The sequence below is a fragment of the Prevotella sp. Sow4_E9_plate genome, assembly GCF_052116205.1.
GTDB lineage: Bacteria > Bacteroidota > Bacteroidia > Bacteroidales > Bacteroidaceae > Prevotella.
This window is the reverse complement of the sequence record NZ_JBQKLN010000012.1, coordinates 1-12,262: the sequence shown is the minus strand read 5'-3', so window position 1 is coordinate 12,262 and position 12,262 is coordinate 1. Positions and strand designations below refer to the sequence as shown.

Annotated in this window: 8 protein-coding genes and 2 pseudogenes; 4 read left to right on the top strand and 6 right to left on the bottom strand. The window is 45.6% G+C overall.

The window, feature by feature from the left end:
- Window positions 1-205: 205 nt before the first annotated feature.
- The 4 genes from ACTQ53_RS06520 to thiH all read left to right on the top strand — a co-directional run bounded on the left by ACTQ53_RS06520 (window position 206) and on the right by thiH (window position 4,149).
- Window positions 206-979, top strand: a complete 774-nt coding sequence (locus ACTQ53_RS06520; protein WP_089542780.1) for a thiazole synthase — start codon at window positions 206-208, stop codon at window positions 977-979.
- Window positions 980-1,093: 114 nt separating this feature from the next.
- Window positions 1,094-1,303: a hypothetical protein gene (locus ACTQ53_RS06515; protein WP_441932497.1), complete on the top strand. Its 210-nt coding sequence runs from the start codon at window positions 1,094-1,096 to the stop codon at window positions 1,301-1,303.
- Between the two features lie 7 nt (window positions 1,304-1,310).
- Complete coding sequence (gene thiC, locus ACTQ53_RS06510; RefSeq protein WP_441932496.1) at window positions 1,311-3,005, top strand: phosphomethylpyrimidine synthase ThiC; 1,695 nt, start codon at window positions 1,311-1,313, stop codon at window positions 3,003-3,005.
- A gap of 4 nt (window positions 3,006-3,009) precedes the next feature.
- Complete coding sequence (thiH, locus tag ACTQ53_RS06505) at window positions 3,010-4,149, top strand: 2-iminoacetate synthase ThiH (protein ID WP_006848700.1); 1,140 nt, start codon at window positions 3,010-3,012, stop codon at window positions 4,147-4,149.
- Between the two features lie 74 nt (window positions 4,150-4,223).
- Here thiH and ACTQ53_RS06500 read toward each other — a convergent pair whose 3' ends face one another.
- From ACTQ53_RS06500 to ACTQ53_RS06475, 6 genes and pseudogenes are all read right to left on the bottom strand, one after another.
- Window positions 4,224-7,259 (bottom strand): DEAD/DEAH box helicase, encoded by a 3,036-nt coding sequence (locus ACTQ53_RS06500; protein ID WP_441932495.1) that lies wholly within the window; start codon window positions 7,257-7,259, stop codon window positions 4,224-4,226.
- 669 nt (window positions 7,260-7,928) lie between these two features.
- Window positions 7,929-8,204, bottom strand: a complete 276-nt coding sequence (locus ACTQ53_RS06495) for a hypothetical protein (protein WP_218420955.1) — start codon at window positions 8,202-8,204, stop codon at window positions 7,929-7,931.
- 379 nt (window positions 8,205-8,583) lie between these two features.
- On the bottom strand, window positions 8,584-9,780 hold the full coding sequence (locus ACTQ53_RS06490) for a sugar MFS transporter (RefSeq protein WP_441932494.1): 1,197 nt from the start codon (window positions 9,778-9,780) through the stop codon (window positions 8,584-8,586).
- 256 nt (window positions 9,781-10,036) lie between these two features.
- Window positions 10,037-10,448, bottom strand: a pseudogene (locus ACTQ53_RS06485) (NAD-dependent epimerase/dehydratase family protein); the annotation flags it as partial.
- 11 nt (window positions 10,449-10,459) lie between these two features.
- Window positions 10,460-11,761 (bottom strand): tetratricopeptide repeat protein, encoded by a 1,302-nt coding sequence (locus tag ACTQ53_RS06480; RefSeq protein ID WP_441932493.1) that lies wholly within the window; start codon window positions 11,759-11,761, stop codon window positions 10,460-10,462.
- A gap of 84 nt (window positions 11,762-11,845) precedes the next feature.
- Window positions 11,846-12,262: pseudogene (locus ACTQ53_RS06475) on the bottom strand (transposase); the annotation flags it as partial.

Genomic DNA, 12,262 nt, shown 5'->3' with positions numbered 1-12,262 from the left:
CCCAACCTATTTAAGATCTGCGGATTTGAAATCCGCAGCAAACTAGGTTGATAAGGGGATTACAAATCCCCAGGTTAAGTGGTCGAACATTTTTTAACGACGGATTGCAAATCCGTCGGAACGCCTAGCGGATGAAGGACCGTCGGAACGCCTGGCGGATAAAGGGATTCAAATAGCAAACATTAAAAAATAACAATACAAAAAAATGGAAAAATTAGTAATTGCAGGACGAGAGTTCAACTCCCGCCTCTTCCTCGGAACAGGAAAGTTCAACAACAACCAGCTCATGGCTGAAGCCATCAAGGCTTCTGAAACAGAAATGGTAACCGTTGCCATGAAGCGTATCGAACTCGAAGACAAGCAGGACGACCTGCTCTCTCATATCGTGCAGAACCCAAATATCCAGCTTCTTCCTAACACCAGTGGCGTGCGCAACGCTGAGGAAGCTGTATTCGCAGCACAGATGGCTCGCGAGGCTTTCGGAACCAACTGGCTCAAGCTCGAAATCCACCCAGACCCTCGCTATCTTCTTCCAGACTCTATCGAGACTCTGAAGGCTACCGAGAAACTGGTAAAACTCGGTTTCGTGGTATTGCCATATTGCCAGGCAGACCCAACCCTCTGCAAGCACCTCGAAGAGGCTGGTGCTGCTACCGTGATGCCACTCGCTGCACCTATCGGTACCAACAAGGGATTGAGAATGAAGGACTTCCTGCAGATCATCATCGAACAGGCTACTGTTCCAGTAGTAGTAGATGCAGGTATCGGTGCGCCTAGCCACGCAGCCGAAGCCATGGAGATGGGTGCCAGCGCTTGCTTGGTCAACACAGCCATCGCCGTTGCCGGTGACCCTGTAGAGATGGCCAAGGCATTCAAGGAAGCAGTAGTATGCGGTCGCCGTGCATACGAGGCAGGTCTCGGAGCCATCAGCGATTGTGCCGAGGCAAGTTCTCCTCTCACCGCATTCCTCAACGACTAATTATAATTATAGATATACAAAGGCATGAAGGATGAAGGCAAAGAAGCAAGAACGCTCTTTTTACCCTTTTACCTTTTTACCGTTTTACCTTTAATATAATAAAAGGCATGAAGGATGAAGGCAAAGAAGCAGAATGTTCTTTTTACCTTTTTACCCTTTTACCTTTTTACCTTTAATATAATAAAAGGCATGAAGGATGAAGGCAAAGAAGCAGAATGTTCTTTTTACCTTTTTACCTTTAATATAATAAAAGGCATGAAGGATGAAGGCAAAGAAGCAGAATGTTCTTTTTACCTTTTTACCCTTTTACCTTTTTACCTTTAAAAAAATTATGCCAAACGATAAGAAAGCTTACGCCCAGAGAGAAAAGGCGTATATGCAGGGAAAAATCTTCCCACAGATCAAGGTTGGAATGACCAAGGTAAACCTCACTCCTACTGTTGTGAAGGATGAGCGCGGCATTCCACATACAGAGCCAAACGCTCCGGTTTACATCTACGATACCAGCGGTCCTTACAGCGACCCTAACTATCAGGTAGATTTGAAGAAGGGCTTGCCAAGAATGCGCGAGCAGTGGATTCTCGACCGCAACGATACCGAGCAGCTCAAGGAGGTTACCAGCGAGTATGGCAAGCAGCGTCTTGCTGACCATAGCCTCGACCACCTCCGCTTCGAGCACATCCAGTTGCCTCGCCGTGCACAGGCTGGCAAGCACATCACCCAGATGGCTTACGCAAAGGCTGGCATCGTAACTCCAGAGATGGAGTACGTGGCTATCCGCGAGAACATGAACTGCCAGGAGTTGGGCATCGATACCCATATCACCCCTGAGTATGTGCGTGATGAGATTGCACGCGGACGTGCCGTTCTTCCAGCCAACATCAATCACCCGGAGAGCGAACCGATGATCATCGGCCGCAACTTCCTCGTGAAGATCAATACCAACATCGGTAACTCTGCCACTACCTCCAGCATCGAGGAAGAGGTGGATAAGGCTGTATGGTCTTGCAAGTGGGGAGGCGATACCTTGATGGACCTCTCTACCGGCGACAACATCCACGAAACCCGTGAATGGATTGTGCGCAACTGTCCTGTACCAGTAGGAACCGTGCCTATCTACCAGGCTTTGGAGAAGGTAAACGGCAAGGTAGAGGACCTGAACTGGGAAGTATTCCGTGATACCCTCATCGAGCAGTGTGAGCAGGGTGTTGACTATTTCACCATCCATGCCGGCATCCGTCGCCACAACGTGCATCTTGCTGATAGCCGTCTCTGCGGTATCGTGAGCCGTGGCGGTAGTATCATGAGCAAGTGGTGTCTCTACCACGACCAGGAAAGCTTCCTCTATGAGCACTTCGACGACATCTGCGACATCGTGGCACAGTACGACGTAGCCCTTTCTTTGGGCGATGGTCTGCGCCCTGGCTGTATTGCCGATGCCAACGATGCAGCCCAGTTTGCCGAGTTGGATACCATGGGCGAACTCGTTACCCGTGCTTGGGACAAGAACGTACAGGCCTTCATCGAGGGCCCTGGTCACGTGCCATTGCAGAAGATCAAGGAGAACATGGAGCGCCAGCTCGACCACTGTCACGAGGCACCATTCTACACCCTCGGCCCATTGGTTACCGATATCGCTCCAGGTTACGACCACATCACTTCAGCCATCGGTGGCGCCCAGATTGCATGGCTCGGCACCGCTATGCTCTGCTATGTAACACCAAAGGAGCACCTCGCCTTGCCTAACAAGGAAGATGTGCGCACAGGTGTGGTAACCTATAAGATTGCCGCTCATGCAGCCGATTTGGCTAAGGGTCATCCAGGTGCAACTATCCGCGACAACGCCCTCTCCAAGGCCCGCTTCGAGTTCCGCTGGAGAGACCAGTTCCACCTCTCACTCGACCCAGAGCTTGCCTTGAAGTATTTCGAGGAGGCTGGTCATACCGAGGGTGAATACTGCACCATGTGTGGTCCTAACTTCTGTGCAGCCAAGTTGACACACGATTTGAGAAAGTTTAAAAAGTAAGAAAATGTTTTCAGACGAATTAAAGAATATCAGTTGGGAGGAGACCACGGAGCGCATTGCTCGAATGACCGATAACGATGTGCGCCGTGCCCTTGCCAAGGATCATTGCGATGTGAACGACTTCATGGCGCTGATTTCACCGGCAGCCGAACCATACCTGGAGGTAATGGCGCGTCTTTCCCGCAAATATACCGAGGAGCGCTTCGGCAAGACCATGTCGATGTTCATTCCTCTCTACATCACCAATTCATGCTCCAACTCCTGCGTGTATTGCGGTTTCCATCGTGAGAATCCGATGGCTCGTACCATCCTCACTCCAGAGCAGATTGAGAACGAGTACAAGGCTATCAAGCAGTTGGCTCCATTCGAGAACATCCTTCTCGTTACGGGCGAGAACCCAGCAAAGGCTGGCACCCCTTATCTTGCCAAGGCAATCGACATTGCCAAGAAGTATTTCTCTAACGTGAAGATTGAGGTGATGCCGCTCTCTACTGAGGATTACAAGACCCTCGCCGACCATGGTATGAACGGCGTAATCTGTTTCCAGGAGACCTACAACCACGAGCACTACAAGCTCTACCACCCACGTGGCATGAAGAGCAAGTTTGAGTGGCGCTGCGACGGTTTCGACCGCATGGGTATGGCAGGCGTTCACTCCATCGGCATGGGTGTGCTCATCGGCTTGGAGAAGGAATGGCGCACGGATGTAGTGATGATGGCTCATCACCTGCGCTACCTTCAGAAACATTACTGGAAGACCAAGTACAGCGTGAACTTCCCTCGTATGCGCCCTGCACAGAACGAAGGTTTCCAGCCAAACTGCTTCATGACCGATAAGCAGTTGGCCCAGGCAACTTTCGCCATGCGTATCTTCGACCACGATGTAGATATCTCCTACTCTACCCGTGAGCCAGCCTACATCCGTGACAACATGGCAACACTGGGTGTCACCACCATGTCGGCAGAATCAAAGGTAAATCCTGGTGGTTACCATACCTATCCTCAGGCTTTGGAGCAGTTCACCGTAAGCGATGAGCGTACCGCCAAGGTAATCAATGCGAGATTGAAGGAATTGGGCAGAGAGCCTGTCTGGAAGGATTGGGATGCCTCATTCGATTTCTTTGGAAATATCGCAAACGGATAAAGAAGATGTAATTAAACAAAATAAAAAAAAGAGTGTATCATAAATTTATGACACACTCTTTTTTGTTAATATTCTCAGGCTTTCAGATGGATGGTCTGTGTTTTCCCCGTGATATCAGTTACCACGGCGATCCCTCCATCACGAATCTCGACCTTCTCATATTTGGCATCAACTATCACCTTGCCTTTTAAGGTCATAATACCCCAATATCTTGGAATCTCTTCAAAGGCACAATAGGCACCAACAGGTTGCGCTATGCTGCGATAAAGGGGTGGCACGACAACTCTGCCATCCACTTTTATGCCCCATTTCTTTCCAGCCTGATATAATTCCACATGTCCTGCTACAGACTTTTCATGCAAAAGAATCATCTCGCTTGCTTCCTTTTTCTTCTCCTGTAACATCATCTCATCATAGTATTTCTTGCCAAGGCGAGGCATTACAATATGAAGATCTTCATTTTCATTCTTTGGGTTATTGCATCCAATATAGGTCTTCTTCAAATATGAATCCACCAGGTAGTAGTCCTGCTTGCTGTCCATAACCACGATACAACCACAACGAAGAGTGGCACACTTCCAATACACATGTTCATAATCACCACGCAAGAAACATACTCGATTACTATCTATAGTAGCCTTCATCATCAAGCCATTGCCTCCTTCATAATAGTACCATTCCTGGCAACCACTATCTACTAAATAATTATAACGATATATCAGGTAATCCCCAAAATTGAACAGGTCATATTTGGAAGGGCAATATGGCCAAGAGAAATGTTCGTAGGTGCGAGACATATAAACATCTCCATATTTGATGAACTCCCAACCTTCTAGCGTAACCACCTTTGGAACATCGTAAACATTGGGACCATCGTCAATAATAGCTCCAGACAACAGGTCATAATAGCAGACCTCCTTTCTGCGATGTCGGTAGAACAGGATGTTGCCATCCAACAGCTTCATGTCACGGTAATCGCCTGGCTCCAAGACTTGTTCTCCCTGCCGGTTCACTACCGTCATCTTCCCATCAGGAAGCTTGATGATGCCAAACTCCCCTTTGCTATCTACAAACTCACGATACTGTATCGTTTGGAGCAATTCTTCATGGCTCATCACCATCATCATTTCTGAGTCTGGATGAATCAGAATATCGTCTTGCTTCTCGTTCATCAGGAAAAACTCTCTATCCTTCGGAGTCTCCTTTCTCTTGCCAACTTTCAGCTTTCCCTCGAACATAGCATTCCAGTTCCATACTTGCGAAGGCAACCCGAACACCCGATATAGTCCCACATTATCTATAATCACGCAGTTCTTCTTTCCCCTAGCTACTCGCAATCCTCTTCCTACCATCTGCAGATACTTGGCAAGCGACAACGTTGGTCGTGCCAACTGTACAAACTCCACATCCGGGCAGTCAAATCCCTCCGAGAATATGTCCACATTCACCAACACCTGTATAGGAGCAAGTTCATCAGCAGCCCGCAAGCAAGTAGCACCAAGCCTATCAGCAGCCCCATCAGCAAGTCCATCAGCAGCCCGCAAGCAAGCAGCACCCAGGCGGTCCCATCCCGCACAATCTGGCGAGACCTTTGATGGTCCGCCATCCTTAGAGCGTAGCGGTTCCGAGCGACGAGGAGGAGCGGTTACATCCCCTGTCCCCTGAGGGGAAAGGGGCTTGGGGAAAGCGGTGGAGCCTCCCTTAAGGGTAAGGGAGGTTTCTGTCCCCCGGGAACGGAGGAACCGAAGGGGGTGTAAAGACCATTGAGGGTGGGTTTTCGAAAAATCTCCTTCTTTAATGGTAAAGAGGGTTTCTGTCCCCCGGGAACGGGGGAACCGAAGGGGGTGTAAAGACCATTGAGGGGTGATTTTAGAAGAATTGACAGGGTGATTCGAAAAAGGAAGATTTTGAGAAGTATTAGAAGAAGAAGCCTTGAACCTTTCTATAAGTTCTTTTCGTAAAGAACTTGGCGTTTTACTATCAATAGCAACAGCCGCGATGCCGTGTTCTCTATAGAACTCGGCAATAGCATTGGCATGAGAAATATTGATAGCATAGACGATGCCCTTTCGGTCTTTACCAAATTCTTCCAAGCTCCGATAGAGCCTTTCGATACTCGGCTTCTTATTCAGCAGCATATCCATTTCCTTGTTCTGGTAGTCACCATCTGCCCCTCGCTTCTGCAAGGACTCGATGAGCCGTTGCGTCACACCATCCGATTTGATGCTCACGAAATCGTATGTCGCCAATCTTCCCTTGCTGATAAATTCAGGAACACTCCACGACTGCACCAAGACATCAAACAGATCTGTGAATCCCTTACCATTCAATCGGCAAGGAGTAGCCGTCAGTCCCAGGAATTTAGCTTTCGGGAATCTCTCCCACATCCCCTTATAGGTCTTGGCAAGCGCATGGTGCGCCTCGTCAATCACAATCATCCCCGGTTCTTCCTCTATCTCATCATAGTGTTTCGACAACCATTGTATCGACACCGCCTTGATAGGAACATTGAATGCGCCAGCCGACAAACAATCTGGCGAATAACCTGATACCTCCTTTGATGCGCCAGCCGACAAACAATCTGGCGAATAACCTGATACCTCCTTTGATGCGCTAGCCGACAAACAATCTGGCGAGACCATTGATGGTCCGCCAACCTTAGAGCGAAGCGGTTCTGAGCGACGAGGAGGAGCGGTTACATCCCCTGTCCCCTGAGGGGAAAGGGGCTTGGGGAAAGCGGTGGAGCCTCCCTTAAGGGTAAGGGAGGTTTCTGTCCCCCGGGAACGGGGGAACCGAAGGGGGTGTAAAGACCATTGAGGGTGGGTTTTCGAAAAATTCCCCTCTTTAAGGGTAAAGAGGGACGGGGTGATTTTCGAAAAGACTCTTCCAATAGTTTCTCGAATCTGAGAAACCAACTCCCTTCTATGGGCAACAATCCAAACATGACAATTAGAATGTTCCCTCAAAAACGATTCTACGACCGAAGCGAGTAGAACCGTTTTTCCTGTACCCGTTGGCATTTGTGCCATTACGGACTGATGAAGGCGCAACGCCTTCTCAATCCGTTCCTTCATATCCTCTTGGTAATCAAAGAGTTTAATATTCTTCATATAAAAGCATATAATGAATATAGCGTCCCTGCTATATTCCAAGCAGTGACACCTATCAGTATGTTAAAAAGTAATATGGTATCTTTTTTTTTAAGAAAAGTCAAAAAGATAGGCAGAGCTTCATCAAAAGCCCTGCCAATCTGAAAGTATATAATTAAAATTTAAAATCTAATCCCTTTGTGTTTTCCAGATATTAGGCAATTAAAGTGTATATCCGCATCCGATCCGTTTTGTTACCGCAACAATTACGCTTTTTCTTCGAAACCACCAAGAAAATCAAAAGAAATCTGCAAGTTATCAGCAAATAACCACGAAATCAACCGTAAACTATAAACTATTAACTGTAAACTATAAACTGCTATTCCCCAGGCGGTCCCATCCCGCACAACCATGGCGTAGACCGCTTTGGTCCGCCAACCATAAAGCGAAGCGGTTCTGAGCACCGGAGGGCGGTTACATCCTTCCCTTTTCGAGAAGGGAAGGCTTGGTTAGGATGTGGAGCTCTCCTTGCAGGAGAGACGGAGAGGTAGAAAATTCTAATATATTTTTTATTTTTCTATCCAGTTTTCAACAACAATACCATTCAGCCTTCCTATGTGCTTAACGTTTTCTGTAACCATAACCATATTATTTATGATAGCTGTAGTACCGATAATTATGTCAGCATCTTCAATAAGCAAACTTGACAGGTTCTGACTTTGACATTTTACTTTCGTTGATATTTGCTATAATATCTTCTGCCGACTGTTCGCCAACCCAAGAACCACAGCAACGTTCTACCATTTCTTTAGTTCTATCTGCTGGCGTTTTTATTTCCTCTGCATTTGCCATCGACATGGAAAGTAAAGCAATAACCTCTATCTTATCTTCCTTACTTAACTTTTCGAGTTCATGCCAATGAGGAACCTTACTTGCGAGCCTATTACTTAAAGCAACAATATTCATAATTTTCTCCTTTTTAAACGTTCAACTTTGCCGCAAAAATACGCTTTTTTCTCGAAACCGCCAAGAAAACCACAAGAAATCTGCAAGTTATCAGCAAATTATCACAAAACCAGCACTTCAATAATCCTATCCGCCTTTAGCAAGGCGGTCCCAGCCCGCACAACATGGCGTAGACCGCTTTGGTCCGACAACCTTATAGCGAAGCGGTTCCGAGCACCGGAGGGCGGTTACATCCTCTCGTCCCTGAGGGAAGAGAGGCTTGGTGAGAAAGGTGGAGCCTTCCTTAAGGGTAAGGAAGGTTTCTGTCCCCCGCTAACGGGGGAACCGAAGGGGGTGTAAAGACCATTGAGGGTTGGTTTTCGAAAAATCCTCCTTTTATCTAAAGAGGAACGTGGCGATTCGATAACGCATACCCTCCAATCACCCCATAACATACCAACGGTATAAGAAAGGCAATCGCCATACTGCCCGTAGTATCCGCAATATGCCCCATGATTACAGGAGCAACCGCTCCACCCACTATCGTCATGATAAGCAAGGAAGAGGCTAGCTTGGTCTTTGTACCCGCATCCCTCAATGCCAGCGAGAATATCGTCGGAAACATGATGCTCTCTCCCAGATAAAGGGCGAAGAACGCTATGAGAGATAAGGTTCCGCTACATACCACCACAATCAATGTAGCTACAAAGGTGAGGATGGCACAAGCGAGCAGCACCAGCCTTGGCTGGATATAATTCATGATGACACCACCAGCCAGTCGGCCGATAAAAAACAGGCCCATTCCGCCAAAGGCGAGATACAGACTGGCAGTCTGCTTCTCTATATGAATACTCTCCTCAGCATAGTTGATGAAGAAACTGTTCACACCCGTCTGGGCAGCCACATAAAGAAACAAGGTTAGCATACCAAAACCGAATGCCATCACTCGCATCGGCTTCTCCTCTACCTTCTCGTTCGTATCCGCCTCATGCGCTCTCCTTGGGTCCGGCAACTTGATCCTTGACAGAACCAGTGCCACAGAAAGCACGAAGATACCCACCAGGGCATAAGGAATGGCAATGTTGACACCCGAGAACAGGAGCTGACCGCCAACCAGCGGTCCTACAATCCATCCGATACCATTGAGCGACTGCGACAGGTTGATTCTGCTCTCCGCCTTGTCAGGATGTCCCAGTACCGTAGTATAAGGATTCGCACTCGTTTCCAGACAGGTCAGTCCGCATCCTATCACAAACAGCGACAGAACGAAGAAGTAGAAACTGTTGATCCTGCTTCCCGGTATGAACATCAGAGCACCGATACCGAAGAGAACCAGTCCTGTTATCACTCCCCTCCTGTAGCCCCACTTCCGGATAATCCATCCGGCAGGCAGCGCCATCAGACAGTAGGCACCATAGACAGCAGCCTGCGTCAGGGCCGACATCGCCTTGCTGATATGGAACGACTCCTGAAAATGCGGATTCAGCACCTCCAGGATGCCATGGGCAAAGCCCCACATGAAGAAGAGGCTGCTGATGATGAGGAAGGGCACCAGATAGTTATGCCCTTCGTATCTGAAGATGGATGGCTTCGTCATATTATTCTTTATTCTTTTTTAGACACTTACCGATGTAAATACCTCTATGGTTTGCCAAACGATTACCTTTCTGCTTACAGACAGACTACAGTCTTGACAACCACCTTGATGATACAGATCAATTGTTTCTTGCCTTGTACCATAATTTGAATAATTTAAAATCATGGTGCAAAGGTGTACGAAACTTTATCTAGGCGCACAATACGGCTTTCACTTACGCAGTATTAGGAGTTGGTAAAGTAGTCTCCTTCTTCTATTCCTCAGCAGCACCGTATGGTGCAATACTAGAAGTAAACACAATCTTCTTGATATTCCACTTTTCGGAAAAAGCCACAACATTCTCTGCTCCACGGATATTTGTCTCGAAATGCTCATGATCTTCATGTCCAGGGGTACGATGCACGGTAGCAAAGTTGAAGATGACATCATCCTCAGTAGGAGTAAACGGCAAGTTCTCGATAAGCTTGCGGATATCATACTCAACGAAAGTAGATGCCATTTTCTGTCCCTCACGCAAAGCAGGCTTGTAATCCTTCACCACAGGGTTAGGAGTACCAGCCCTTATCGATGTCGAGGTTATATACCTGAGCGTCAGGATAACGCTCCTTAATCAAGTTTGTAAGATGGGTACCGATGAAACCGGTACCGCCAGTGATAATATAGTTCATATTGAAATTGTCTAATCAATTAAAAGCTTATTTTCTTCTTGTTCAAAAGTATCCTTAGATATTATACCTTGACGAAGTTTATATTCGTTTGCAGCTCTTCTAACATCCATAGAATCTCCATAAATATGCAGATAATCAGATATTAACTGCAACATTTTAGGTACATTTGTTTTTCTAACGTAGGCTTGATATTCAATATCCATGGCAGCAGAAAGTTCATCTTTTTTTGTTGAGTAGCTATTTTGAACAGCTTCCATAAGATTATTAATAATTCGAATATCTTCTCTACCCAAATTGTGTTTTCGAACAAGACAACGGAAATAAGCATGGATATGATAAGTATTATCAGAATCCTTTTCGAAATTCTCTTTGGCTAAAGACAAAGCATCATCAAAGCATTTTTGACATAAAAGGACTGTTACCAATTCACGTTTAGCCCTTTGCATATTTGGCGAATGTTCCAAGGCCTGGCGATAATACCGTTCTGCTCTTTGATAATCTCCCTGATTTCTAAAATAAAATCCTTTTAAGAATTCTTCATCTGTTCCATCTATATTTTTGATTTCCGTCCAAAATCTATTTGCATTTCTTTCGCTATTTTTTGCCATTCGGCATAATGCCAAACAAGCCCAATAGGAAATTTCACGATGTATATCCTTGTAATAACTGTGTAAATCATTAGCTACAGCATCACAAATTTTAATAACCATCTTATAATTATGAGTATTATATACATCCATAAGAGACTTGATAACAATAGAAGGTATCAAAAACGATTTATTGTCACAATGGCCTTGAACAATTGAACGTTTAACCTTAAAAAGATATAAAGAAACATCTTCCGTTATGTCATCTGTGGTTACTGTGTTTTCTGCAACTTCCATAACATAAGTTTCCAAATCTGAAGGCAATGCTATTTTATTTCTTTTGACATAATCACAGATAAAGTGATCGAGCCTAACAAAAGAATCTGATGGGCCAAATGTAGAAACAATCCCATATACCATCATTTTAGAAATTACATTTTGAAGCTCATGATATTGTTCCTCGAAAATTTTACCAAGAACATCAAAGGAAAGAAATTCAAATGTAGACAAGATAATCAGTATATTCTTTGACAATTCATCTACCATAAACATATCCAACAACGGCTTCATTTTCTTTGTGCCCAACAATATCAGATGCTCTATATCTTGTTTGGCAACTAGCACTCCTCTATTAGCACAAACTTCAACTGCATTCAAAATTTGAGAAGGAGATTGCAACAGCTTATCAACAAAGAAATTCACATCACTATCAGTTATATCTGTCAAATTATAAAATTCAGCATACTGATAAAAAAGTTTTTTTCTATCATTCTTGTTTAACCAATAGTTCGTTAATAATTCAATAATGTGCTAAGCAGCTATACGCTGTAAGCACGAGAGATCTTTGAAAATCTTGCTAATTAAAGTTCGGTTCGGGGTGTACCCACTTGCTTTAAAAATTCGTTTCACCAGATAAATGTTGGTCATCAGTGACTTGAATGAAGACATAGAATATTCCATTCCCATCTCCTTCATAGTTACCTTGGCAACATTTAGTGATGTGAACGAAGCATTGAAAGCAAAATCGAGTTTCCACTTATCGCGAGCCTGGCAGTCCATAAGACCAGTATATCCTTTGGCGTCACGAAAGCAAAATTCGATCTGGAACCTGGTTCTATAATAAAGAAGTACCTCTTCACCCGAAAGTGAGGTGTCTGTAGAGAAGAATAGTTTCTTCTTGCCATTCGGCATCTGCCAGATGACAAGTCTAACTTTACACCTGAGTGC

Coding starts and splice junctions, on each gene's coding strand:
- ACTQ53_RS06495 (WP_218420955.1), bottom strand. CDS start 8,204: ATGAATATTGTTGCTTTAAGTAATAGGCTCGCAAGTAAGGTTCCTCAT.
- ACTQ53_RS06520 (WP_089542780.1), top strand. CDS start 206: ATGGAAAAATTAGTAATTGCAGGACGAGAGTTCAACTCCCGCCTCTTC.
- thiC (WP_441932496.1), top strand. CDS start 1,311: ATGCCAAACGATAAGAAAGCTTACGCCCAGAGAGAAAAGGCGTATATG.
- ACTQ53_RS06490 (WP_441932494.1), bottom strand. CDS start 9,780: ATGACGAAGCCATCCATCTTCAGATACGAAGGGCATAACTATCTGGTG.
- ACTQ53_RS06500 (WP_441932495.1), bottom strand. CDS start 7,259: ATGAAGAATATTAAACTCTTTGATTACCAAGAGGATATGAAGGAACGG.
- thiH (WP_006848700.1), top strand. CDS start 3,010: ATGTTTTCAGACGAATTAAAGAATATCAGTTGGGAGGAGACCACGGAG.
- ACTQ53_RS06515 (WP_441932497.1), top strand. CDS start 1,094: ATGAAGGCAAAGAAGCAGAATGTTCTTTTTACCTTTTTACCCTTTTAC.